Raw genomic sequence first — 24,686 nt, 5'->3', positions numbered from 1 at the left:
AATCGACTTGCGCAAAACGATGATCGTGTCGGACGGGAGCCGCACGGCCGAGGCGCTGATCCGACGCTATGCGCGTGAAGACTTCAGGGCGCTGATCGAGGTGCAAGCGGAGAGCTTCCCGCCGCCGTACCCGTCCGAATTGTGGTGGAACGAAGCGCAGCTCGAGGCGCATGTGACGCGATTCCCCGCCGGCGCGCTTTGCGTCGTCGTAGACGGAATAATCGCAGGGTCCATGACGGCGCTCAGGCGCACGCTCGCGGACGGCGACGGACACAGCTGGGCCGATGCGACGGACGAGGGCTACATCCGCAACCATGAGCCGGACGGGGATACGCTTTATGTCGTCGATCTTTGCGTGAGGCCGGCCTACCGCTCGCTCGGTCTCGGCAAATGGCTCATCCAGTCGATGCACGAGACGGCCGTTCATCTCGGGTGCCGCAGGCTGCTAAGCGGCGGACGGATGCCAGGCTATCACAAGCACGCGGATCGACTGACGCCGGAGCAGTATCTGGCGGAAGTGACGGCGGGACGGCTTCGCGATCCGGTCGTATCCTTCCTGATCCGTTGCGGACGCATGCCGGTCGGCATCGCGCGCGGCTACCTCGACGACGACGAATCCCTCGGCAACGCGGCGCTTATGGAGTGGCGCAACCCGTTTTTTTTATAGTTAATGGAGACTGCATATACATGACGCACCTTCCCGCCGGAGGGTGTTTTTTTTCGTCCCACCAAGGTGCTGCCTACGGAAAACAAAAGAGCCGCAGCGATCCTTCCAAGCCGCTTGTGCCTCCCACGGAAAGCACATGAGGCGCATCGCACCGCACAAGACGCAAGTGTTGCCCACGGAAAGCACATGAGGCGCAGCGAACCTTCCAAGCCGCCAAGTGCTGCCCATGGAAAGCACATGAGGCGCAGTGAACCTTCCAAGCCGTCAAGTGCTGCCCACGGAAAGCACATGAGGCGCATCGCACCGCACAAGCCGCAAGTGCTGCCCATGGAAAGGACATGAGGCGCAGTGAACCTTCCAAGCCGCAAGTGCTGCCCACGGAAAGCACATGAGGCGCAGTGAACCTTCCAAGCCGTCAAGTGCTGCCCACGGAAAGCACATGAGGCGCATCGCACCGCACAAGCCGCCATGTGCTGTCCATGGAAAGCACATGAGGCGCAGTGAACCTTCCAAGCCGTCAAGTGCTGCCCACGGAAAGCACATGAGGCGCAGCGAACCTTCCAAGCCGCCAAGTGTTGCCCTCAAAAAGCGCATGAGCCGCATCAAGCTGCCATATACTCGTAATTTACATGCGCAAGATTGCAACAAAATCCGAAAATCCTTCAAGCCGCCCCGGCGCGAAAATCACTATCATAGGGAAAGATGACTCGGGGCCGCTATATCTCGCGTCTACATGAAGGATTGAACGGAGGTAACCGATCCATGAACGACGACCCGAAGCCGCCGAAGGGGCTTGCCAGTCTGGAGCGATTCGACCTGCTGCCCCTGCTGCGGGACGGCGTGCAGGCGCGCTATGAAGGGAGCATCGACAAGCAAGGCTTCAATGCGGATTGGGATTGGCTGCTGTACAAGGACGGCGCAGAATTCGTCATCTTCGACGTCGACGGTCCGGGCTGCATTTACAATTTCGTGCAGCACCGGTATCCGGACAGTCCCGAGCCGACGTTTCGTTTTTACTTCGACGGCGAAGCCGAGCCCAGATTCGAGCTGAAGCATGCCGAATTCGGCGCCAAAGCGCCGTTCGTCAAGCCCCTCGCGGACGCCTATCTCGGACCGGAGGAAGGCGGGCGCGGCCCGATCCGCGTCGTGCGCAGCTTCGTGCCGATGCCGTATGCGCGTTCGTGCAAGATCACGACGGACATCCGGTTGAAGGGCGCGAACAAAGGCGACGGCGGATGGGGACATGTCGTCTATCACGCGTACGCCGAGGCCGACGAAGGGCTCGCGACGTTTACCGGAAACGAATCGTACGAACGCGTCCGGGAACTATGGTCGCGCGTCGGCGAAGATCCGAAGCCGGATCTTCCGTCGGACGCGACCGTCCGGCGCGAGCTTTCGATAGCGCCGGGCGACGCTGTCGTCGTTTTCGAGGCGAAGGGAGCGGGCTGCATCGTCTCCATGCTGGCACGGACGCCGGGGATCGGCGCGAACGAGCTTTGGATCCGCGCGACGTGGGACGGGCATGGGGCGCCGGACGTTTACAGTCCGCTCGGCGCATTTTTCGGCAACGAGCTCGGCTTTAACGCGATCGGCGTACTCTCCCACGGCACGCGCACGGACGGGATCTCTTACAACTATTTCCCGATGCCGTTCTGGCGCGGCGCGCGGGTCGAGCTCGTCAACAAGAGCGATAAAACGATCCGCGTCCCCGAATGGGACATCCGCTGCACGTTCGAAGCTTCCGCGCTCGCGCAATATCGGGAAGGCCGCGCAGGCTATTTCCGCTCCTCGTCGTACCGCGAATCCAGAGCAACGCTAGGCTCGGATGCCGTCATCGGGGAAATCGCGGGTAACGGGCATATGGTGGCCGCGCAAGTCACCGCGTTTGCCCGCAAGCCCGGCACGGTTAGCTGCGAAGGCGACGTCCGCGTGTACATCGACGGTATCGCCACGCCGCAGATCGAGAGCGACGGCTCGGAAAGCTATGTTTGCTACGGCTGGGGGTTCCCGACGCCGCCGCAGACGAATCCGTCGAGCGGGTACGACGGGCTGCCGGACAATCCGTGGTCGATGGTGCGGTTGTGCGCTGGCGATTGCTATCCATTCCGGGAGCGTCTCGTTTTCGGCATCGAGTCGGGCGATTATAACAACCAGTATTTGCGGCATTCGGGCATATTGTTCTACTACGGCGTCGATGCGCCCGGCATGCGACTTACCGACGAGCTGGACGTCGGCGACCGCGGCTCCGAGGAAGCGCATGGCTACGCGTCGATCGGAGGGCGCGGCAGCTACACGGTCGAGAGCGGCTACGAGGACGGCACGCATCGAAGGTTGGCGGATACGGGCAGGGAAACCGAAGGCAGCAGCGAATTCACCGTCGCGATCGATCCGCGCAACGCGGGCGTCAGGGTTCGCCGCAGATCCGACCAGATTACGGGACGTCAGCGCGCGCACGTCTACGTCGACGGGGAGCGCGTCGAGGCGCGCAGCTGGTACTTCGCGGATCGCAATCCGTACAAGCGCTGGCTGGAGGACGAATTCGACATTCCGGCCAAATACACGTCCGGAAAGACCGATATTACGATCCGGCTCGTCTTCGAGCAAGAGGGCGAAAACAGAGTTTGGAACGAATTTTATTATTGGATCTATTCACTCGTCTAAAGGGACCTTCAGGCCCGCGCGGCATGCGCGGGCTTGTTTGCCGTTGGCCGCGGAAGCAAGCAAATCGTAAAATCGTTCAACCTCCGGACGCTTCCTTCGGCTTATGATGTAAGAACGCGAACGTCTTCGCGCCGCTTCCCGCCGGCTTGCCCGCGGAATGCGAATCGGTTATATTCGAGGTCGTACGAGGGATAGCCGCATGAACGGAGGATGCCGCGATGTACAAGGTGATGATCGTCGAGGACGAGATGCTCGTCCGCGTCGGACTTAGGAGCTCCGTCGACTGGAGCAAATACGGCATGGAGGTCGCGGCCGACCTGCCCGACGGTCAGGCGGCATGGGACTACTACCTTAAAGAAAAACCCGACATCGTCATTACCGATATTCGGATGCCGCGGATGGACGGCATGGAGCTGATCGGAAAAATCCGCGAGGCCGACAAGGAGACGCGCATCGTCGTACTCTCCTGTCTCGAGGAGTTCGATCTGGCGCGCCGTGCCATGTCGCTAGGCGTCTCGCACTATATATTGAAGCTCACGATGACCGAAGCGGAAATCGGGGGCGTGCTCGAGGACGTGCGCGGCAGCCTGGAAGAGCAGGGCGCGCGGAGCCAGCCGGCCGACGGCAAGCCGCATCCGTCCAACCTTGACCTCGTGAAGGAAAAGATGCTCAAGGATTTTCTTTTCTACAACATTTTCACCGCCGACGAATTCGAGCGCTTCGTCGTCCGGCACGGCTTGCGTCTCCAGCCGGTCCGGCTGGTCGCCTGCAAGATGGAGCTCGACCGCTTCGCGCGAATCCAGGAGAAGTTCAAGGACGAGCATGGGCATTTGATCAAGATGACGCTGCTCAACATGCTCGGGGAGATCGCGTCGGCCGCGCGACGGGGGGGAAGCGTTCTGCATCGACGACAAGCATTACCTGATATTGCTGTCGTTCGAGGACATGCCGTCCGAGCAGGCCATCCAGCAGGAAACGCATGCGATGCTCGGCCGCATCCAGGAAGCGATCTCGACGTATTTCAGCGCGTCGGCTTCCTTCGGCGTGAGCGGCATTCGGAGCGGCTACAAAAACCTGCCTGCGCTGTATGCCGACGCGGGCAAGGCGCTGAGACGCAAATTTCTGAGCGATATCGGTCAGCTTCACCGTCCCGGCCAGCTTGCGGACTTGTCCGGCGCGCGCTCCCGCATCGCGCGTCTGCGCGAAGCCGAGCCGCTGCGCGCGCTGCTGTCGCCGATCAAACAGAAGGAATACGAGTCCTATCTCCAATCGATCGAAGCGTCCTTGACCGAGGACAGAAAAGCGATCGAAGCGCAGCTCTTCCATTTTCTTCAATGGGTGGGCACGAGTCTTTACGACGACGGTCAAAACGAAAAAACGCTGCTCATGAACGTCACGGGACAGCTCGAGGCGGCGGATACGCTCGTCGAGATGCTCGATTGCGTATCGGTTTATTTCGCCGAGATCGTCGAGGAAACGCGCAACCGCCTTCATATGAGCAGCGATATCACGAAGGCGATTCAATACATCAAGCGGCATTACAAGGAAAACATCAGCCTGCAGGCCGTCGCCGACCACGTGAACCTCAGCTTCAGTTACTTGAGCTTTTTGTTTAAAAAAGGAGCTGCAGATTACGTTCATCGATTATTTGAACCGATACCGGATCGAACGCGCGAAGGAGCTGATGGCCGCGACGCAGATGAAGTCGTACGACATCGCGGTCGAAGTGGGCTTTTCGCCGGAATATACGTACTTCAGCAAGGTGTTTAAAAAAAGTGACGGGCTTAAACCCCAACGATTACCGCAGGCAGCGGACGAACGGCCAGGCGGCCTCCGAATGAAGCTGCCGCACGCCTTCCGCAGCCTTCGTTCGCAGCTCATCCTGTCGTATATGCTCATCAGCGTGCTCGTGCTTTCCGCCGGTACGTACTACGTTTATACGTTTATGCTCGGCCAGATCCGGACGCAAAACGAACGGCTTGCTGCTTCAACAGTTCCAGCAGGTCGATCACAACGTTCACGGCGTCGTCAGCGAGGTGGATCGGCTGTCCAACCTGTTCTGGGTCGACGAGCAGATTCAATACTTGCTACAGACGATATCGGACAAGGCGAACGTCGACTTCGTGAACTATCAGAACCTGCTGCAAAACCGGATCGAGACGTTTATTTTTAACTACACGTACATTCACTCCATCTATTTGACCGCCGAGCGCCAGGGCGTCGTCGGCGGCAACGCGGTGCAGACGCTCGTGCAGACGGAGGAAGAGTGGGTGCGTCTTTTTTTCAAATCGGACGCCTACCTGAGATCCCAGCGCGATTTTCCCAAGCTGATCGTGCAGGGCAACGTGAAGGAGTCCTATTACAACCCGTACAAAACCGGACCGAACGATGCGACGCTCGTCAGCATGCTGCGCGGCGTGCGCAGCATTTACGAGCCGAGGACGAGCGGCACGCTGATCTTCAACATCGACGAGCGGTATCTGGCGTCCGTCTATGCCTCCGATCTGAAGCCCGAGGACGGGGAAATGTATATCGTGGACAAGGACGGCGTCGTCGTCTCGAGCAGCAGCAAAGAAAAGATCGGAACGATCAGTCCGTTCGTGCCGCAAAAAAGAAGGAGCGCCGGCATACGGCAGCCGCGACGAGAAAAACGGGCGCGTGCAGACGGTCTATTACAAGCTGCAGGACGCCGACTGGTACATCATCAAGGAGGTCCCGCTCAAGCTGTACACGGACCAGATCTACAAGATGCAGCGCGTCGTCGCCCTCTTTTTTTATTTTCAGCCTGCTCATCATGTTCGCGCTCTCCTATTTGTGGCTGCGCAAGATCATGAACCCGCTGCAGGTGCTCTCGGGCAAGATGAAGGATATGAGCCGCGGCGAGCTCGGCGTCACCTTCGACCGCGTGCCGGACAACGAGCTCGGGACGGTGATCCGGCGGTTCAACGAGATGTCGCTCAGCATCGTGGAGCTGATCGACAAAAACAACAGCATGCAGGAGCAGAAGCGGGAGACGGAGATCGAATCGCTGCAATATCAGATCAATCCGCATTTTCTGTACAATACGCTGAACATGGTGCGCTGGATGGCGAACATGAAGAAGACCGACGATATCGAACGAAGCATCGTGGCGCTCGGCAACCTGCTCCGCCCGGTGTTCTCGAGCAAGGATCCGATGTGCGAGCTGCGGGACGAGCTGGCTTACTTGACGCATTATATCGGCATTATCAACATGCGGTTCAACGACAGCGTCCTGTTCGACATCGACGTCGACGAGACGACCGCTTCGTGCCTCGTACCCCGGTTCATCCTGCAGCCGCTCGTCGAAAATTCGATCGCGTCCGGGCAGCGCGAGGAGGAGCAGGAGATTTTCATATCGATTCACGCCAAGTCGGACGACGGCGAGCTGCGGATCGTCGTCAGCGATTCGGGCACCGGCGTTCCGCAGAACCTGCTCGAGGAGCTGAACCGCAGGTTCGAAACGGGCGAGGCGTATGAATCGGCGGGCGGCGGCAGCGGCATCGGGCTGCGCAACGTGAACAAGCGGATCCGCCTTTACTTCGGCGATCAATACGGCCTGCGGTTCGTTCCGCGCGACAAGGGTGCGGAGGTCGTCGTACGCATGCCGTCGCTGCAAGCGGACAAACGCGATCAAGAACAGCAATAAACGAGGAAATGAAGCCCCCGTCTCCGCGACGGGGGGCTTTGACGTGCGGGGGCGACTTGAACGGCGTTTGAAATCGTTCAACCGGCGCTTTCGCAGCGCTGGATGATTTTTCAAGCGGATCGCGAGATCGTTCATTCGAACCTTTGTTCGAAGCGCTTATGGTAGGAGGGACGGGAGGCCGATCGGCGCCCGCGGGCTTGCATCGCGTATCGGAGGTGAGCGGCCAGAACGAATTGTAAGCGGTTACCGAATCCAAACCCTTGATGAAGGAGAGATCCAGAGGATGATGATCAGGAAATCGAGGTTCGGCGCGCTTGGGGTCGCGACGCTGCTGCTGTCCGCCCTGCTGCCGGCCGGCGCGGGATCGGGAAGCGGCGTCGCGGCGGCGACGGCGGCCGAGAACGTTACAATCAGCATCGATACGGACAACGTCGTGAACGAAGACTTTCTCGGCGTCGGCGTCAACGTCATGCCGCTCGCGCGCATGCCGAAGTCGGCAAGCTACGGCTACGACGGACCGGAATGGGAGATCGACAAGAAGCGGATCGGCACGATCAAGCCGAAGGTCGCGAGGCTTTGGTTCCAGGTCGATTGGGTGGAAAAAGAAAAGGGCGTCTACGACTTCGACAGCGAGGAAATGGAGGCGGTGTATCCGTACTTGGACGCGCTCAAGGCAGCGGGCACCGAGATCGAACTCAACTTCGGCTGGAAAAACGGGGAGGAGATCCACGATTGGTTCGGCCTGCCGGGCGTCGATCCTTGGACGAGCGCGCCGGCGGACGTCGACGACTTCGCCGAATCGGCATCGAACACGCTCCAGGAACTTATCGACGAGCGCGGCTACGTCAATATCAAATATCTGACGTTCTACAACGAGCCGAACGGCAGCTGGGACTTCGAGACGGGCGGCGACAAGGCGAACCAGCAACAGTACTATGCCAACATCGTCACGAAGGTGAGCCAGCGGCTCGCCGCGGACGGCTTGCGGGACCGGATCGGCATCTGGGCGCCGGAGGAGACGAGCGCGACGGACTGGACGACCGCGCTGCATGCGCTGGCGGACGCGCATATCGACGGCTACAGCTTCCACATGTACGGCGCGTCGTACGAAAGTCTGGGCGCCGAGATCGCGGCCCGAAAGGCGGCGGTCGGACCGAAGAAGGTTCAGATGACGGAGTTCGGCTGGTCGGCGGACGACGCCAGCGGCTGGAACTCCGGATTCGCCAACTACGTCATTCGCGGCGCGAACGAAGGGCTTCAATCGGCGCTCGTCTGGCAGCTGAACGGCGTCTGGAGCACCGACCCGCTCGGCGACGTCAACGGCAATTATACGATGTGGGATTCGGCCGTGCAGGGCCTGACGGCGAAGCGGACGTATTATTCGGCCGGACTGCTGAACCGGTACGTGCCCGCCCACAGCGACGTCGTCGACGTACAGTCGAGCTCGCCGAACGTTCGAGCGACCGCCTTCAAGACGGACGGCGGCGACTACGCGATACTCGTCGAGAGCAAGGCGGGCGCGCCGAAGGATATGACGTTCGACTTCGGCGGCGCATCGATCGGCAAGACGTTCGTGAAGCACGCGTACAGCGACGCGGTCGCAAGAGACGGCAACGCGATTCTTCCGCCGGCTTCCGGCAGCTTTGCCGCGACGGATTCTTTCCGCGACGCCCATGTCGGCGCCGACTACAACTTCGCGATTTATACGACCGAAGCTTCGCAGACGCAGGTCGCGCTGACGCCGGTCGAAGCGAAGGTGACGGGCGGCGATACGCTTCAGCTATCCGCGGAAGTCGTCGACAATACGGACGGCGTAACCTGGAGCGTCGTCGGGACGGGCAACGGCACGATCGACGCGAACGGCCTGTATACGGCGCCGGACGTGGATACGGAACGCCAGGTGGCGATCAAGGCGGTCAGCCAGGCCGATCCGGACGGCTATAACATCGCCAGCATTACGGTGACGCCGCGATCCGTGCCGACGCGCGTCGATGCGCCAGAGCTGAGCCTGCCTTACGGCGTATACGATTCGTCGGAGGCGGTGACGATCACGACGGGAACCCCGGGCGCGGAGATTCGGTATACGCTCGACGGCAGCGCGCCGACAGCGGCTTCGCCGCTCTACGAGCGGCCGGTCATTCTAAAGACGTCCACGACGCAGCTGTTCAAGGCCCGCGCCTTCAAAGACGGTCTGGATCCGTCCGGCACGACGTCCGCGTTTTACCGCGTGCTCGACGTCAGCGTCGCGCCGGACGGCTATCAGTTTTGCGCTTACGAGGGCGGAGCATGCTACTTCGAAGGCGAAGGCATCGTCGCCTACGGCGCGGACGGCCTGTTCAACTACAAGATCGCGACGGACGGATCGGACTGCACGGCCGCCGTCTTCGGCGACCCGAACCCGGGCGCGGCCAAGCGCTGCTACTACAGCGCGGACGTACCGGAAGAATTGCCTCTCGTTACGTTTTACAATGCGGGCTTTGAAAAGCCGGCGGTCGCGAGCTACCGGAACGGGCCGTTCACGAACGGCTGGGTGTTCAGCGACCATACGGGCGTGCACAGCAATACGAGCGCGTTCGCGCCGCCGCCCGCGCCGCAAGGGGTGCAAAGCATGTACCTGAAAACCGACGGCGGCATCGACGGCAGCTTCTACCAGGAGATCAACTTCAAGCCCGGCGAATACCAGGTTTCCTTCAAAGCCGCCAACCGGACGAGCTTCGGCGGGCAGCAGACGTTTGACGTCTACTTCGACGAAGAATTGATCGGCAGCTTCGCGCCTTCGGGCTCGTACACGACGTTCCGCACCGACAGCTTCGAGACCGCAGGCGGCAAGCATACGATCAAGTTCCAGGCCACCTCGCATACGGGCGACAATACCGCCTTTATCGACGCGGTCGAGATCGGCCTGCCGAAGCCGCCGGAGCCGGCCGCATTGCTCAACGCCGGCTTCGAATCGCCTGCGGTCACGGCGACGAGCGGCGTGAAGGCGGGCGCCTTCGCGGACGGCTGGTCGTTTAACAACCGCGCCGGCATTCAGAAGAACGGCTCGGCGTTCGGCGCGAAGGACGCGCCCGAAGGCGTTCAGACCGCGCTGATTCAGACCAACGGCGGACTTGCGGGCGAGATCAAGCAGACGCTCGGCTTCCCCCGCGGGACGTTACAAGCTGTCGTTCCAGGCGGCGCGGCGCGGCTTCGGCGGCCAGCAAAGCTTCAACGTATACTACGACAATACCGTCATCGGCTCCTATTCGCCGACCTCGCAGGACTTCAAGGCCTTCAAGACCGGCGGCTTCGAGGTGGCGACGACCGGCAGCCATACGATCAAGTTCGCCGCGACGACGACGAGCGGCGACAACACGGCGTTTATCGACGACGTCAGGCTGATCCTGATCGAGGAAGTCGCGAATCAGACCGCGCTCGCAAGCAAGAAGAGCGAGATCGTCGCGGAAAGTCTGCAGGCGGCCGACTTCACGGACGCAACCTGGGCGGCGCTGCAAAGCGCGCTGACGGCGGCGAACGCCGTTCTCTCGGATGCGTACGCGACGCAAGCCGAGACGGATGCGGCCTTGGCCGCGTTGACGGCGGCGCGCGAAGGGCTGGCGGCGTTCGTGCCGGCGCTCGCGAACGGCGGCTTCGAGTCGCCGGCCGTCACGAGCTACCGGGTCGGGCCCATGACGTACGACTGGATGTTTAACGGCCTCTCCGGCGTACAGAAGAACGGCTCCGTGTTCGGCGCGCCGGCGGCGCCGGAGGGAACGCAGACGGCGCTGATCACGTCCAAAAACGGCTCGCAAGGCGAGCTGTCGCAGACGATCCGCTTCGCGGAGGGCGCTTACAAGGTCGCGTTCCAGGCGGCCCGCCGGGATTTCGGCGGACAGGTCGCTTTCGACGTCTATTACGACACGACGCTGCTCGCTTCTTTCTCCCCGTCGAACAAGACGGCCTTCGCGGCCTTCGAGACGCCGATTTTTACCGCAGCCGCGGGCAATCATACGATACGCTTCGTCACGACGAACGCATCGGGCGACAATACGGCGTTTTTGGACGGCATCGTCGTGCAGCAGGCCATGCCGCCGGCGGACCGGACGCAGCTGCAGGTCAAGTATGATGCGATTGCGGCCGAGGGCTTGAACGAAGCCGCCTATACGGCAGGCAGCTGGTCCGCGCTGCAGACGGCTCTAAACTCGGCGGCCGCGGCGCTCGCCGACGAGGCGTCGACGCAGAAGCAAGTCGATGCCGCGCTGTCCGCGCTGACGGCGGCGCGGGCGGGCCTCGTCGCCGAACCGCCGGCTGCCGCCAAACCCGGCGTACCGGTGCTGTCGAGCGACAACGGCTACGACACCGGATTGCTCGACGGCGATTATAAAATTTCGATGAACCTCTGGTATGGCGAAAACGCAACGATTTTTAAGCTGTACGAGAACGACATGCTGATCGATACGCAGCGGCTCGCAAGCGCTTCTCCGGCCGCGCAAACGGCATTTACATCAATCTCGGGGAGGGCCGACGGCACCTATCTTTACCGGGCCGAGCTGATCAATGCGAAAGGGGCGACGTCGAGCGAAGTCCTGACCGTTACCGTCAAAGACGCGAAACCGGGCAAGCCGGTCCTGTCCGCGAACAATTGGGACGGCGACGGGAGCTACGACGTGGCGATGAACCTGTGGTGGGGAACGAACGGAAGCGCGTATCGGTTGTTCGAAAACGGCGTGCTGATCGATACGAAGCCGTTAACCCCGGGTACGCCGTCAGCCCAAGCTGCGACGACGGCGGTCTCGGGCAGAACGCCAGGCACCTATGAGTACCGCGCCGAGCTGGCGAACGCGGCCGGCGCGACGACAAGCGATACGCTGATCGTGCAAGTGACGAAGTAGGTCATGATAAGCAAGTGATCAGATTATTTAAACGAGCCGCTTTGGCGCGCCGGCAAAACCGGAGGCCAAGGCGGCTTTTTTACGTTCCGAATCCAGCCTCGGGCTCCCGCGCTTTTGTTCAACCTGCCGCAAAATCGTTCAATCCGCCCGCCCGCATGCCTCTATATATTTCAACGAGATCGAGAGATCCTTCATTCGACACGGTTCCAAAGCCTCCTATAATGAGGACATCGAAAGAGAGAGACTACAGGAGCAAAGGAGAACCGCTATGGAAACCACGACTGCGAGCCAGGCCGGCAAAAAGCGGCGCTTCAAATCGAGCCACCGGCGAAAGGACGGGTACAAACTGCTGCTTGCGGCGCTGCCGTTCGTCCTCATCGCCTTCGCCTTCAGCTACGTGCCGCTGTTCGGCTGGATTTACGCCTTTTTCGACTACCACCCCGGCATCCCGTTGTCCAAGACGCCATTTTCCGGTCTCGACCGGTTCCGGGAGATGTTCAGCGATCCCCGGATGGGGCCCGTGCTGATGAATACGCTGGCGCTGAGCTTCCTGTCGATTCTGACCGCGCCGATTCCGATGCTGTTCGCCATTATGGTATCCGAGGTGCGCAGCGGCTGGTTCAAGCGACTCGTGCAGACCGTGTCCACGCTGCCGCACTATATCAGCTGGATCATCGTCTACGCGCTTGCGTTCAGCATGTTCAGCACGGAAGGGGCGGTCAACGCGTTTCTGATGAAACTCGGACTCGGCGGCGCGCCGGTCGACGTGCTCGGCAACTACGAACGCGTGTGGACGGTGCAGACGCTGCTCCTCCTGTGGAAATCGGTCGGCTGGAGCGCGATCATCTATCTCGCCGCCATCGTCAGCATCGACAGCGAGCAGTACGACGCCGCCAAGGTCGACGGCGCGGGCAGACGGCGCACGATCTGGCACATTACGCTGCCGAGCATCATGCCGACGTTTATCGTGCTGCTGCTGCTCTCCATCAGCAATCTGCTGTCCGCCGGCTTCGAGCAATATCTCGTATTCAGCAACGTGATGGTCGCGGATCGCATCGAGGTGCTCGACCTGTACGTTTACCGGCTGGGTCTGGTCACCGGCGACTACTCGTATTCGACCGCCGTCGGGATGTTCAAGTCGATCATCAGCATCGTGCTGCTGTTCACCGTCAACCTGCTGTCCAAAAAATTCCGCGGCCAAGGCATCGTCTGACCGTCTCCCCCGGAAAGGAGCTTTCCCATGAATTCGACTACCGCATCCAAGCCGGCGGCCGTCGCTTCGAAGCCGGAGCGGCGCAAGCGGCCGATCGACTACAAGGACTGGACGTTCAACTTTTTCAACTACTTGATTCTCGCGCTGCTCGTGCTTGCCACCATTTATCCCTTTTACTACATCTTCATCTATTCGATCAGCGACTCGATCCAGGCGCAGAAGGGCGTCACCTTCTGGCCGGCGGGCTTCTCCCTGGAGGCTTACCAGACCACGGTGAAGCTGCCGGGCATTATGGACGCCGCCATCGTATCGCTGTCGCGGACGGTCGTCGGCACGCTCATTACCGTTTTCTGCTGCTCGTTCTTCGCCTATTTGATCACGAAGGAAGAGCTGCCTTTTCGCAAAGCGATCTACCGGTTCGTCCTCGTCACGATGTACTTCAACGCCGGCTTTATTCCCTGGTACCTGACGATGAAAACGTACGGGCTGCAAAACAGCTTTCTGCTGTACGTGCTGCCGACAGCCTTGGCGGGCTTCAACGTCATCCTGATCAAGACGTTTATCGAACAGCTGCCGGCTTCGCTCGAGGAATCGGCCAAGATCGACGGCGCGGGTTACTTCAAGATTTATACGAGCATCATCTTCCCGCTGTCGATGCCGATCATCGCGACGATCGCCGTGTTCGCCGCCGTCGGCCAGTGGAATACGTGGTTCGATAACTACTTCCTTGTCGAAAGTCCGAAATTGCAAACGCTTCAGCTCGTGCTCTACAACTTCCTGAACCAATCGAGCAACCTGTCCAACGCGACGACCGAGCAGCTCAACCGCGGCGATCTCGTCCGCACGCTGACGCCGCAGTCGATCCGCATGGCCATCACCATGCTCGTGACGCTGCCGATCGTGCTCGTCTACCCGATGCTGCAGCGCTATTTCGTCAAAGGGATCATGATGGGCGCGGTCAAAGGTTGACCGGTCGGCGCATACGTCCGATTTTTATCCGACAAGCTTGGATTATCCGGCGTTATCGCCGATAATTATAAATCTCGACAACTCATAGGAGGGTTACAATGAGAAAGAAAGCTACCCTTAAGCTGGGGGCCATGATGCTGGCGACGACTTCGCTGCTGCTGTCCGCCTGTTCCGGCGGCAACAACGGCAACAACGCTTCGCCGTCCGCGACGGCTCCGGCAAGCGCAGGCGCAAGCTCGGCCGCGGCCAGCCCGAGCGCTTCGAGCGAAGCCCCCCAAGGACCTGGTCACGCTCCGCGTGCTGGTCATGGAGCCGGGCACCAAGTGGAACAAGTACAACGAAAGCCCGGTCGCCAAAGCGATCGCCGACAAGATCGGCGTCAAGATCGAGTACGTCGAGGCAGACGAAAATAAATTCAACGTCATGCTCGCCAGCGGCGACCTGCCCGATATCGTCCGCTCGGACGTCAACAAATACCAGAAGCAGCTGATCGAAGGCAACCTGGTCGTCCCGATGGACGATCTGCTCGCCGAGCACGGCAAGGACATTACCGCGAACATTCCGACCGTCGTGGAGTTCAGCAAGAAAAACTGGAGCAACGGCACGGGCAAGCTCTACTTCCTGCCGCCGCAGGTTCAGGCGAAGTCGGGCAAATTCGTTCGTCCGATCACGATCGGCCCGACGATTCGCTGGGACTGGTACAAGGAGGTCGGCGCGCCTGAAGTCAAGACGATGGACGACCTGCTGAACGTCGTCGATCAGATCGTGCAGAAGCATCCGAAGACCGACGACGGCAAAAAAGGTGTACGGCGTCTCGATGTGGCAGGACTGGGGCCTGTGGCCGTATACGATTCCGCCGATCATTTTCACCAACATCGCCGGCGTGACGAGCGACTTGACGATGCACGAGACCGGCAGCACCAAGTTTATCAGCACGCTGACCGACGAGACGTCCAACTTCTGGACCGCGATGAAGTTCTACTTCGACGCCAACCAGCGCGGCCTGCTCGATCCGGACAGCCTGACGATGAAAAACAACGATTATATGGCCAAAGCGACCTCCGGCCAAATCGTCGTCGGACCGGCGACCTGGGCGATGGGCGACTTCAACGCGCAGCATACGAACGACGGCAAGGGCTTCATCGTCATCCCGGCGGGCAAGTACGCCTGGACGGGCGAGATTCGCCCGCTCGGCTGGCAGGACAAATCGTACAGCATCTCCAAGAGCTCCAAAAATCCGGAGAAGGCGATGGAGTTCCTGAACTACATTTATTCCTACGAAGGCGCGAGAACGATGTACAGCGGCGTCGAAGGCCAGAACTGGAACCTGACGGACGGCAAGCCGACGCTGACCGAGGATTCGCTGGCGCTCAAGGCGACGGGCGGCATTCCGCTCGAGTCGTCCGGCATGTCGCTCGACCTGAACATCATCGGCCTCGGCGGCGACGTCGCCAATCCGCAGGACGGCCAGCCGCTCAACCTGTTCAATACCGAAGAGGCGCTCGTCAAGGCCGCGACGCCGCTCGAAAAAGACTTTGCGCAGCATTACGGCGCATCGTATTCCGGCGAAGTATTCGGCAAGCTCATCAAGGAAGGCAAGCTCGTGTCCGCCACGACCTGGATGGACAATATGAGCGAAGATCAAGTGCTTAAGGAAAATACGGTGCCGGGCGTCACGCTGACGGACGACTGGAAAAAGAAAGAGGCTTCGCTCAAGGAGCTCGCCACGCGTCAAGCCGCCAAGATCATTTTGGCGAAGGACGAGGCAGCCTACAACAAAGCGAAAGCCGAAGCGCTCGACGCCTTCAAGAAAGCGGGCGCCGACGACTTCACGAAATACTACAACGACGAAGTCCAAAGATTGAGAGCGGAGCACGGCCTGCAATAAAGGCCGCCGCCGCGGCTTAGCCGCCTGGACAGGGGAGCCGGAGCCGAGGAGGCTTCGGCTCCCTTAGGTTTGGCGGCGATTCGGGAGAGGTTTGGCAGGTCGAAAAGCCTGCATTTTTACAGGAATTTTCTTTCGGAACCGCGGCACGAGATGAAAGCCTGCAAATATACAGGTACATTCGAATCACAAACCGAAAATGGGGCCGACGAAGGAAAATAAATGCGCATTTGCAGGCATTGTGCTTAAAAGGGCCGGCATCGGCTGAAAGAGATGTATAATTGCAGGCTTTACGGCTAGAGCGCACCGCGAGCGACGGACGTGGGGCCAATCGGAGCAGTGGACGGATGCGTTGTAGAAATGAAACGGATAGGAAGTGCGGCTGCATGACAGAACGATATTTGGACGATGTGCAAGACGAGGCGTACCGCAAATCTTCGCTATACGGAGACGCGGCCTGCGAAGCGGAAGCGTCACTGCCCGCGCGAAAGACGGCTGCCCTGCTGGTCGGCGGCTACGGTGACGGAGAAAACGGGAACGTCGTTCGTGGGGCGGAGCGCCTGTCCTTGTCCGGCAACTGGCGCATGCAGGACAGCGAGCCCGTTGACCCGGGCGATCCTGCGCCGAATACCGGCTGGTTCGGACGCAAGGCGAAGACAAGCAGGGGCATGACGGAAAAATGGTACGCGCGCGGCTTCGATCGAAGCGGCTGGCGCGAGGTGACGGTGCCGACGACGGTGCAGCGCGCGCTCGTCGGGCTCGGCGAGCTGGCCGATCCGTATTGGGATACGAATACGATCGACGAGCTGGAGACGCACGGCGAGCCGAAGGAGACGCCGCTTTGGTTCCGAAGGACGCGCGCGGAACGCAGCGACTGGTGGTTCGCGCGTACCTTCGAGGCGCCGGCCGAGTGGCGGGGACGCCGTCTCGCGCTGCGGTTCGACGGGATCGACTATTCGGGCACCATGTTCTTGAACGGGATATCGCTTGGCCATCATGCGGGCATGTTCGGCGGTCCCGAGCTCGACGTGACGTGGCTCGTCGACTTCGACGGTCCCAACGAACTGGTCGTCCGCATCGATCAGGCGCCGCAATCGTGGAACGGCCTCCTGAAAGGAAGCCCCGGATTTGGCTGGCATTACGGGCATTTGATCTCGCTCGGCATCTGGAAGGACGTATGGCTCGCAGCCGAATCCGACGTCGCGGTCTGCGAGCCGTATATCGTCACGCGGTCCATCGGGCCGGATGGCGCCGTGCTGGAGATCTCGTACAGCGTTGACAGCGCGCTGACCGAGTCTGTCCCGCTGATGGTTGAAGGTGAAATTCGGCTGCTGACGGATGAACCGGAAAAGGTTCATGCCGTTAAATTTCTATGCAAGCTCGAAGCGCCGTACGGTCGCAGCCGATATGTCGCCGAGGTGACGCTGCGCGAAGCGTCCCTTTGGTGGCCGGCCGGATACGGCGGGCAGTCGCTTTATCGCTTGAAGCTTGACGTCAAGCTCGCCGGTTCGGCGGTCGTGGACGATCCCGGACCCCGGACGGAGAAGGATCGCAAAGGAGATAGCTCCTGCGCCGCGATCTCGTTCGCCGGCACGGAGACGACGTTCGGCGTGCGCACGGTCGAGATGCGCGCGGCGCCGGGCGCGCGGCCGGAAGCCGATTACCGCTGGCAGTTCGTCGTCAACGGCGTGCCGATGTTCATCAAAGGCGCCAACTGGTGCTGGCCGGACCCGATGCTGGCGCAGCGCGAAGAGCTGTACGCGCGGCTGATCGGCTTGGCGCGACGCGGAAATGTACAGATGCTTCGCGCCTGGGGCGGGGGCATCGTCGAGGAGGACGTCTTTTACCGGCTATGCGACGAAGCGGGCATCCTGGTTTATCAGGAGTTCCCGCTATGCTGGGGGCCGATGGACGCGCCGCATACCGATCTGGGCGTGCTGGACAGGCAGGCGACGCGTTCGGTCAAACGGCTTCGCAATCATCCGTCGCTCGTCATGTGGGGCGGGGGCAACGAAAACGGCGAGCATGGCGGCACGGACGAGGCGCTGCATCTGGTCGGCCGCCGCTGCCGCGGCCTTGATCCGTCGAGGCCGTTCCACCGCACCGATCCGTGGGGCGGCAGCGCGCACAATTGGAACGTGTACCACGGCGGGGAACCGCTCGACGCGGCGACGCTGGCGATGCCGTCCGTTTTTTACGGAGAATACGGGGTGCCGAGCATGCCGGCGCGTTCAAGCTGCGTTCGGTTCGTGCCCGAGGAAGCGCTGGCCGCCTGGCCGCCGACGGAGGAGAGCCGCGGCTGGCTGGCGCATTTCCACCAATTTTCGCTGAAGGACGTCATCAAGGTCATGCGCTACGGCGCATACGGGCCGATCCGGGACTGGGAGACGTATATCGCCTACTCCCAGGCCGCGCAGGGCGAGTCGATCCGTTTCGTCGCGGACATTCAGCGCGCCGGGGCGGCCGATGGGAAAACCGGGTTCTGGTATTACAAATTCACGGATTTGTTTCCGGGGCATTCCTGGGGCGTCGTCGATTTTTACGGTACCCCCCAAGCTGTCCTACTATCTGGCGAAACGGGCGTGCAGTCCGCGCTCCGCATTCGCGACCTTCGACCGGATCGACGGCTGGCAAGCGGGCGAGACGTTCGAGGCGGCGCTCCACGCCGCCAACGATACCGGCGAGGCGCTGCGCGGCGCGGCAGCGATCGCGACCGTGTACGACAGCGGGTTAAGCGAGCTTTGGACCGATCGACGCGACGTCGAGCTTGAGGCGAACGACAGGGTGAAGCTGGGCCGGATCGTTGTCGCGCTTCCCGGCGAGGCCGAGCGGGTGACGCCGTTTTTGCTGGCGGTGAGGCTTCAGGATCACTCTGGCGCCGTCATCTCCGATCAGTGGTACGAGTTCAATGCGCAGCCGAAAACGAAGGAACTGATCGCGTTCGAGCAGGCGCATCTGCATGACGGCAACGAATATCCGGGGGCGGTCGCGGAGCAGGCGTTCGCGCTGTACGCAGGGCTGCCGGATGCGCCGCTGAGACATCTGCCGCGGACGTCGCTGGCGCTGTCGGTCGAACGTTCGGCCGGCGGCGGGCGCATCCGCGTCCGCAACACGGGGCTCTTACCCGCGATCCGCGTTACGTTCGGCGGATTTCCGCCCAACTGGGACTGCTACCTATCCGACAACGAGATCGGGCTGCGTCCCGGCGAGGAACGGCACATTTGCTTTGAAGCCCCGGAAGGGACGGCGCTTGAGGGGCTGACGGCGAGCGCGTGGAACGCGCCGGTGGTTGCGTCCGAAGATAGGTTGGGCGAGCAAACGCCTTATTTTTCAAATGGACTCAGCCTGGGAGGACTCAGCCATGACTAATCTAACAACCCGAGGCGCGTTCGCAACGGCGGCATGGATCGCCGCCCCCGTGACCGATCATCTCGCATGGGACGAATACGCGATCGAACTTAGCGTCGTTCTGGAAGCCGGCACGCTGGCGCTCTTGTTCGGCGTTCGGTCCGAAAACCGCTGCAGCGGCTTCGCGCTGGACGCGGCTTCCGGCAGCGCGTCGCTGTTTGCGGTCGCGGACGGCGAACGGCGGGAGCTGGCGCGCGCGGAAGCGCCCGAGCTCGCGAACGCGCCGGCTTCCTTGCAAATCAGGCTCGAGCGGAAGGCGGAGGAAGCGACCTTGATCGTCGGCGGGCGCACGGTTTTATCCGCGCGCGAAGCCGGTCGCGAGCCCGGCACGATCGGTTTTCGCACCGCCAGCGGGAGCGCCGCCGTCTGCCGGGATCTGCGCGTTTTCGCGCCGGACGGACGCGCCGTGTACGTGAACCGGTTCTACGATCCCGCCGCGATCCAGTTCGGCGGCGGACGCATCGACGGCTCGGGCAGCGGTTTGCGGCTGGACGAGAACGTCCTGGCCATTTGCGAGACCCCGATATCGCCCGACAGCCCGCTGTTTCGCAGGGACTTCGAGCTGCCGTCGCCGGTCGTTCGGGCCGAGCTTTGCGTATACGCGCTCGGCTGGTACGAGGTTACCGTCAACGGCGCCAAGCCCGACGCTCGCGTACTGGCGCCCGCGAACTCCCCGTACGACCGCAGGCTGCTGTTCGACGTTTACGACGTGACGGATTCGTTGAAGCGCGGGGCCAACGCCATCGGTCTCTGGCTCGGCAACGGCTACAATATGAATTATTCGCGATGGGGCTGGAAGTGGAAGCGCGGCAAGGCGGTCGTCCTGGCGCTGACGGCGACGCTCGAAGACGGTTCGACGCTGACTTTGGCGACGGATGACAGCTGGCTGACCAAGCCGAGTCCGCTGCTCGCGAACGACATTTACGACGGCGAGACGTTCGACGCCCGGCTGGCGGAGCCGGGCTGGGATCTACCCGGATTTTCGGCCGAAGCTTGGGAACGGGTTGTGCTTGCCGAGCCGCCGGAAGGCGAGCTTGTCCGCGGCGAGCAGCCGCCGGTCCGGCCTTTCGCTCCGCTGCCGCCGGTTCGCGTGCTGCGCCCGCGGGACGGAACCGCCGTATACGACTTCGGGCAAAACATCGCCGGCTGGGCGACCGCTTCGATTCGCGGCGCGGCGGGCTCCCGGATCGCGCTGCGCTACAGCGAGCTCATCGACGGGGAGGGCGCGATCGACCCGTGGACGAACCGCAACGCCAAAGCGACCGATATCTATATTTCAAGCGGCCGTGAAGAACGAGAGACCTACGAGCCCAGATTCACCTATCACGGCTTTCGCTATGTCGAAGTAACGGGCGACGCGGAGCTGTTGGAGCTGCTCGCGGTACCGGTGCACGCGGACGTCGCGGAGGCGGGGGGAATTCAGCTGTTCGGACGAGACGCTTGTCCGAATACAAAGCAACCTTCGCTGGTCCATTCTCAACAACCTGTACAGCATTCCGACCGATTGCTGCCAGCGGGACGAGCGGACGCCGTGTCTCATGGATTCCGCGGTCGTCGAGGAAGCCGCCATCCACAACTTCGGGATGCAGGCGTATTACCGCAAATGGCTCGGCGATATTCGCCACGACAGCGGCAATCCCGACTGGAGCGGGGACAAAGTGACGCTGCCTTGGTACTTGTACCTGTATTACGGCGATCGCGGGACGCTTGAGACGTACTTTCCCGACATGTCCGCCTACGTCGATGCGCTCGCCGCAAAATGGCCTTCCGGCATTGTCGAGGAGGGCTTCGGCGACTGGTGCGTACCTAACGAGGACGGCTGGGAAAATTACTTCAACGAAGTTGCGATCGTAAACTCGTCCTTGTATTGGCGGTTCGCGCGCATCGCCTCCCAGGCGGCGGAGGTTTGCGGCTTTTCGGACGATGCGGCGCGCTTCGCGGCGCTTGCGGATCGGATCGGCGCGGCGTTCGACGCGCGCTTTCACGACGGCAACGGCATTTACGGCAGCGGCTCGCAGACGGCGCAGCTCATGCCGCTCGCGTTCGGCATGGTGCCGGATGGCTTCGTCGGGAAGGCGGTCGAAGGATTGTTGGCCGCGATCGAGAGGAAAGGCCGGCGTCTGGATACCGGCATTTACGGCACGCGCTATTTGATGGACGTGCTCGCGGATCACGGCCATATCGATCTGGCGCTTGCGCTGCTGACGCAGCCGGAATATCCCGGCTTCGGCTATCAGATCGGCCAGGGCGCGACGACGCTTTGGGAGCAGTGGAGCGAAAAGGGCGGCATGCACTCGCACGACCATGCGATGTTCGGCGGCGTCGGCGCGTCCTTTTACACCCGGCTGGGCGGCATAGAGCCGCTCTCGCCCGGCTACGAGACGATCCGGATCCGTCCGCGCGCGCCTGCGAGCCTGGACTGGGTGCGGACCCGGCTAAGGACGGTAAAGGGGGGAGATCGTCTCGGAATGGAGAAAGGAAGGGAACGCCTTTAAGCTTAACGTCGAGGTTCCGGAGGGCGCGACGGCGGCGATCGTGCTGCCGCGGCCCGATCGGGGCGAGACTGCGGTCGATGAGCGCATCGTCGGTCCGGGGCGGCATGCCTTTGTCGTCGCAACCGGAGCCGCGGCGCTAGATTAAACTTTACAAGACGATTCGATTCCTTTACGCTTGAATGCAAGAGCTGGCTATCGCACGGGAAGACGGGGATGCATGCCGCCCCGTCTTTCTTCATTTTAGCCGGATAGGGAGGGGACCGATATGGCGCTGGAATATCGCAAGGTCGAATCGATCGAAGATCCGTACTTTTTGAAAATGCATGAATTGATGGGGCGCGTATTCCCGCCGGAGGAGGTACTGGCGTTCGAGCTGTGGCGGGAGCCGCTGCTGGATCCGACGATCCAGGTGTTCGTCGCCGTGCTGGACGGTGAAGTCGTCGGCGCGACCGAATACCGCTACCGGCCCGAATTCGCCGTGGCGATGACCGACTTTACGATCGTCGGCCGTCCTGGACTCGGCATCGGCCGGTTTTTGCTCGTGCAGCGCGAAGCGCATTTGAAGCGGCTGGAGGCGGAGAGCGGCGTGCCGATGCTCGGCATGCTCGCCGAGATTTACGATCCTGCGCAGCTGGACGAGCGGGAGGCCGCCGGTCCGGTCGGTCCGATGCATCCCGCCGTCAGGCGCGAGGTGCTGTCGCATCTAGGCTTTAAGCGCCTCGATCTCGCGTACGTCCATCCGTCGTGGGATCACGAAGGCAAGGCGGTCGAAGGCCTCGACCTTTGCTTCAAGCCTGCGGACGATGCGGTCGCCAAGCTGCCGACGTCGCTGGCCGCCGGTTTTCTTCGCTGGTATTACGCCGCCCTGCCGAACAAGCCCGAAGCCTGGGAGACGATGGTCGCAAGGCTCGAAGCGCTGGACAGCGTAGAGCTGCTGCCGATCTAGGCTCGGCCGTCCGGCGTTTTGACCCTATCCATCGACGGGAACCTGCTATGGCGTAAATAGGCGATCACAATCGGCACTTGCTTTTCTTGGAATCAAGCGTCCGTATAGCGCGATAGCATCGCCGGGGGGAGCGGGGCGAAGTTGCACGGAACAAACGTGCAACTCCCATGGAATGCGTAACCGGAGCGCGGAGTTACCGGAAAAACCGGTGTAATTCCATGGCGATAAGCGCAAACGGGCGCTAACGTCACCTCCGGACCGCTTCAGGCGGGGCCGATAAGCGCAAAAAGGCGCTAACGTCACCTCCGGACCGCTTCAGGCGGGGCCGGTAAGCGCAAAAAAGGCGCTAACGCGGCGTCCGGACCGCTTCAGGCGGGGCCGATAAGCGCAAAAAAGGCGCTAACGCGGCATCCGGACCGCTTCAGGCGGGGCCGATAAGCGCAAAAAAGGCACTAACTCCGCCTCCGGACCGCTTCAGGCGGGGCCGATAAGCGCAAAAAGACGCTAACTCCGCCTCCGGACCGCTTCAGGCGGGGCCGATAAGTGCAAAAAGACGCTAACTCCGCCTCCGGACCGCTCCAGGCAGGGCCGATAAGTGCAAAAAGGCACTAACGCGGCCTCCGGACCGCTTCAGGCGGGGCCGATAAGCGCAAAAAAGGCACTAACGCGGCATCCGGACCGCTTCAGGCGGGGCCGATAAGTGCAAAAAGGCACTAACTCCGCCTCCGGGACGCTCCAGGCAGGGCCGATAAGCGCAAAAAAGGCGCTAACGCGGCATCCGGACCGCTCCAGGCAGGGCCGATAAGCGCAAAAAAGGCACTAACTCCGCATCCGGGACGCTCCAGGCAGGGCCGATAAGCGCAAAAAAGGCACTAACGGGCGTCCGGGACGCTCCGGACAGTGCCGATCTACCGCATCGGTCGCTTACAACAGCTGAAGTTGCGCATGCTTAGCAAACATCTTGTGATACAATTCAAATCTCAGCCATACCGAAGCTGGATGATGCAGTTTAAAGATAGCATGATGCAGCAAGGTCATTCGGGACCAACGGAAGGAAGGGTAGCGCGTTGTCCGCGACACATCATCAGGATTTGATCGTCAAGGTGCTGGGGAACGGCGATTCCCTGGGCACGCCGCGCGTGTATTGCGAATGCGCGGTATGCGAAGAGGCGCGCGGCGCCGGGCTGAACGTCAGGCGGCGTTCCTCCATATGGCTGCGAACGGCGGACGAAGCGCCGCTGCTCGTCGATTGCGGGCCGGACTGGCGCAATCAGATGGAGCGGCTCGGGGCGAGGCGGGTGGAACGGGCGCTGCTGACGCACGCGCATGTGGACCATATCGGCGGCCTGGCCGAATGGGCGGACGCGTGCCGCTGGCTGGAAATGACGGCCGAGCTGCACGCCCCTGCCGAGGTACTCCAGGACGTCTCCATCCGCTATCCCTGGATCGGCGGACGTCTTCTCCACCGGCCGCTCGAACAGGGCGGCGATCTGGCCTACGGCGGCTGGTCGATTCGCGCATGGAAGGTGAACCACGGCAAAAACGGCTATTCGTACGCGTACCGCTTCGATCACCGGGATGGCGGATCGTTCGCCTACTGTCCCGATTCGATCGATTTGTCGGACGAGCAGAAGGCGCCCCTGCGCGGTTTGTCGCTGCTTATCCTGGGGACGAGCTTCTACGAGGAGCCTTATCCGATGTCGACGCGTTCCCTGTACGACGTCAAGGAAGGACTGCGTTTGACCGAGGAGGTCGGCGCGCCTTCCGTCGTCTTTACGCATCTGTCGCACGATATCGACGTCAGACGCGATTACGGGCTGCCGGCATGGGCGCGCTTCGCCGCCGAAGGAATGGAGCTGCGGGTACCCGCAGCAAAAAGAGGGGTCTAGTCCAAAGCGGCTAGC

The 24,686-nt window shown here is 61.6% G+C and carries 18 protein-coding genes and 4 pseudogenes; 20 read left to right on the top strand and 2 right to left on the bottom strand.

The genetic code is table 11. The annotated features are described in order from the left end of the window. The first annotated feature begins 19 nt into the window (after positions 1 to 19). Both OMP40_RS29380 and OMP40_RS29375 read left to right on the top strand, forming a co-directional pair. Positions 20 to 667 (top strand): GNAT family N-acetyltransferase, encoded by a 648-nt coding sequence (locus tag OMP40_RS29380; RefSeq protein WP_277538112.1) that lies wholly within the window; start codon positions 20 to 22, stop codon positions 665 to 667. A gap of 762 nt (positions 668 to 1,429) precedes the next feature. Then, entirely contained in the window at positions 1,430 to 3,328 is a 1,899-nt protein-coding gene (locus OMP40_RS29375) for a DUF2961 domain-containing protein (protein ID WP_277536655.1), read from the top strand. A gap of 76 nt (positions 3,329 to 3,404) precedes the next feature. Here OMP40_RS29375 and OMP40_RS29370 read toward each other — a convergent pair whose 3' ends face one another. Next, the gene (locus tag OMP40_RS29370) at positions 3,405 to 3,629 is read right to left on the bottom strand and encodes a hypothetical protein (RefSeq protein ID WP_277538224.1); all 225 of its coding nucleotides are present in this window, start codon (positions 3,627 to 3,629) and stop codon (positions 3,405 to 3,407) included. Between OMP40_RS29370 and OMP40_RS29365 the strand changes: the two are divergent. Continuing rightward, positions 3,547 to 3,804, top strand: a pseudogene (locus OMP40_RS29365) (response regulator); the annotation flags it as partial. The gene OMP40_RS29370 and the pseudogene OMP40_RS29365 overlap by 83 nt on opposite strands. Positions 3,805 to 3,834: 30 nt before the next feature. Here the strand turns inward: OMP40_RS29365 and OMP40_RS29360 are convergent. Beyond that, on the bottom strand, positions 3,835 to 4,158 hold the full coding sequence (locus tag OMP40_RS29360) for a hypothetical protein (RefSeq protein ID WP_277538223.1): 324 nt from the start codon (positions 4,156 to 4,158) through the stop codon (positions 3,835 to 3,837). 115 nt (positions 4,159 to 4,273) lie between these two features. Between OMP40_RS29360 and OMP40_RS29355 the strand changes: the two genes are divergently transcribed. From OMP40_RS29355 to OMP40_RS29280, 17 genes and pseudogenes are all read left to right on the top strand, one after another. Next, positions 4,274 to 5,098, top strand: coding sequence for a hypothetical protein (locus tag OMP40_RS29355; RefSeq protein ID WP_277538222.1), 825 nt, complete (start codon positions 4,274 to 4,276; stop codon positions 5,096 to 5,098). Further along, positions 4,992 to 5,501, top strand: a complete 510-nt coding sequence (locus OMP40_RS29350) for a hypothetical protein (protein WP_277538110.1) — start codon at positions 4,992 to 4,994, stop codon at positions 5,499 to 5,501. The genes OMP40_RS29355 and OMP40_RS29350 overlap by 107 nt, the downstream gene beginning before the upstream one ends. 621 nt (positions 5,502 to 6,122) lie before the next feature. After that, positions 6,123 to 6,995, top strand: coding sequence for a sensor histidine kinase (locus OMP40_RS29345; protein WP_277536653.1), 873 nt, complete (start codon positions 6,123 to 6,125; stop codon positions 6,993 to 6,995). Positions 6,996 to 7,278: 283 nt separating this feature from the next. Continuing rightward, positions 7,279 to 9,201, top strand: a pseudogene (locus tag OMP40_RS42465) (chitobiase/beta-hexosaminidase C-terminal domain-containing protein); the annotation flags it as partial. A gap of 1,087 nt (positions 9,202 to 10,288) precedes the next feature. Continuing rightward, positions 10,289 to 10,531, top strand: a pseudogene (locus OMP40_RS42460) (hypothetical protein); the annotation flags it as partial. 27 nt (positions 10,532 to 10,558) lie between these two features. Further along, on the top strand, positions 10,559 to 11,866 hold the full coding sequence (locus tag OMP40_RS40595; RefSeq protein WP_420872092.1) for an early set domain-containing protein: 1,308 nt from the start codon (positions 10,559 to 10,561) through the stop codon (positions 11,864 to 11,866). A 268-nt stretch (positions 11,867 to 12,134) separates the two neighbouring features. Then, on the top strand, positions 12,135 to 13,079 hold the full coding sequence (locus tag OMP40_RS29325) for an ABC transporter permease (RefSeq protein ID WP_277536649.1): 945 nt from the start codon (positions 12,135 to 12,137) through the stop codon (positions 13,077 to 13,079). 27 nt (positions 13,080 to 13,106) lie between these two features. Then, positions 13,107 to 14,048 (top strand): carbohydrate ABC transporter permease, encoded by a 942-nt coding sequence (locus tag OMP40_RS29320; protein ID WP_277536647.1) that lies wholly within the window; start codon positions 13,107 to 13,109, stop codon positions 14,046 to 14,048. Positions 14,049 to 14,146: 98 nt separating this feature from the next. Continuing rightward, on the top strand, positions 14,147 to 14,461 hold the full coding sequence (locus OMP40_RS29315) for a hypothetical protein (RefSeq protein ID WP_277536645.1): 315 nt from the start codon (positions 14,147 to 14,149) through the stop codon (positions 14,459 to 14,461). A gap of 389 nt (positions 14,462 to 14,850) precedes the next feature. Continuing rightward, positions 14,851 to 15,936, top strand: a complete 1,086-nt coding sequence (locus OMP40_RS29310) for an extracellular solute-binding protein (protein WP_277536644.1) — start codon at positions 14,851 to 14,853, stop codon at positions 15,934 to 15,936. A gap of 383 nt (positions 15,937 to 16,319) precedes the next feature. Continuing rightward, a complete protein-coding gene (locus OMP40_RS29305) occupies positions 16,320 to 18,704 on the top strand; it encodes a glycoside hydrolase family 2 protein (RefSeq protein WP_277536642.1) in 2,385 nt (794 codons plus the stop codon). After that, positions 18,649 to 19,302 (top strand): hypothetical protein, encoded by a 654-nt coding sequence (locus OMP40_RS29300; protein WP_277536640.1) that lies wholly within the window; start codon positions 18,649 to 18,651, stop codon positions 19,300 to 19,302. The genes OMP40_RS29305 and OMP40_RS29300 overlap by 56 nt, the downstream gene beginning before the upstream one ends. Further along, a pseudogene (locus tag OMP40_RS29295) lies at positions 19,268 to 20,686 on the top strand (family 78 glycoside hydrolase catalytic domain); the annotation flags it as partial. The gene OMP40_RS29300 and the pseudogene OMP40_RS29295, both read left to right, overlap by 35 nt. A 103-nt stretch (positions 20,687 to 20,789) precedes the next feature. After that, entirely contained in the window at positions 20,790 to 21,836 is a 1,047-nt protein-coding gene (locus OMP40_RS29290) for an alpha-L-rhamnosidase-related protein (RefSeq protein ID WP_277538109.1), read from the top strand. After that, positions 21,799 to 21,981 (top strand): alpha-L-rhamnosidase C-terminal domain-containing protein, encoded by a 183-nt coding sequence (locus OMP40_RS42455; RefSeq protein WP_420872091.1) that lies wholly within the window; start codon positions 21,799 to 21,801, stop codon positions 21,979 to 21,981. The genes OMP40_RS29290 and OMP40_RS42455 overlap by 38 nt, the downstream gene beginning before the upstream one ends. 126 nt (positions 21,982 to 22,107) lie before the next feature. Continuing rightward, the gene (locus OMP40_RS29285) at positions 22,108 to 22,782 is read left to right on the top strand and encodes a GNAT family N-acetyltransferase (RefSeq protein ID WP_277538107.1); all 675 of its coding nucleotides are present in this window, start codon (positions 22,108 to 22,110) and stop codon (positions 22,780 to 22,782) included. Between the two features lie 1,067 nt (positions 22,783 to 23,849). Then, on the top strand, positions 23,850 to 24,671 hold the full coding sequence (locus tag OMP40_RS29280; protein ID WP_277536638.1) for an MBL fold metallo-hydrolase: 822 nt from the start codon (positions 23,850 to 23,852) through the stop codon (positions 24,669 to 24,671). The last annotated feature ends 15 nt before the right edge of the window (positions 24,672 to 24,686 follow it).

It is taken from the genome of Cohnella rhizosphaerae, from assembly GCF_029525575.1.
GTDB classification, from domain to species: domain Bacteria; phylum Bacillota; class Bacilli; order Paenibacillales; family Paenibacillaceae; genus Cohnella; species Cohnella rhizosphaerae.
The sequence above is the reverse complement of the archived record's forward strand: the minus strand, read 5'-3'. Positions and strand labels throughout refer to the sequence as shown.

Excerpts from the sequence above, each read along its gene's own strand:
- OMP40_RS29345 (WP_277536653.1), top strand. The coding sequence starts at position 6,123 with ATGTTCGCGCTCTCCTATTTGTGGCTGCGCAAGATCATGAACCCGCTG.
- OMP40_RS29320 (WP_277536647.1), top strand. The coding sequence starts at position 13,107 with ATGAATTCGACTACCGCATCCAAGCCGGCGGCCGTCGCTTCGAAGCCG.
- OMP40_RS29380 (WP_277538112.1), top strand. The coding sequence starts at position 20 with ATGATCGTGTCGGACGGGAGCCGCACGGCCGAGGCGCTGATCCGACGC.
- OMP40_RS29360 (WP_277538223.1), bottom strand. The coding sequence starts at position 4,158 with ATGCCCATGCTCGTCCTTGAACTTCTCCTGGATTCGCGCGAAGCGGTC.
- OMP40_RS29325 (WP_277536649.1), top strand. The coding sequence starts at position 12,135 with ATGGAAACCACGACTGCGAGCCAGGCCGGCAAAAAGCGGCGCTTCAAA.
- OMP40_RS29370 (WP_277538224.1), bottom strand. The coding sequence starts at position 3,629 with ATGCCGTATTTGCTCCAGTCGACGGAGCTCCTAAGTCCGACGCGGACG.
- OMP40_RS29355 (WP_277538222.1), top strand. The coding sequence starts at position 4,274 with ATGCCGTCCGAGCAGGCCATCCAGCAGGAAACGCATGCGATGCTCGGC.
- OMP40_RS29375 (WP_277536655.1), top strand. The coding sequence starts at position 1,430 with ATGAACGACGACCCGAAGCCGCCGAAGGGGCTTGCCAGTCTGGAGCGA.
- OMP40_RS29315 (WP_277536645.1), top strand. The coding sequence starts at position 14,147 with ATGAGAAAGAAAGCTACCCTTAAGCTGGGGGCCATGATGCTGGCGACG.
- OMP40_RS29305 (WP_277536642.1), top strand. The coding sequence starts at position 16,320 with ATGACAGAACGATATTTGGACGATGTGCAAGACGAGGCGTACCGCAAA.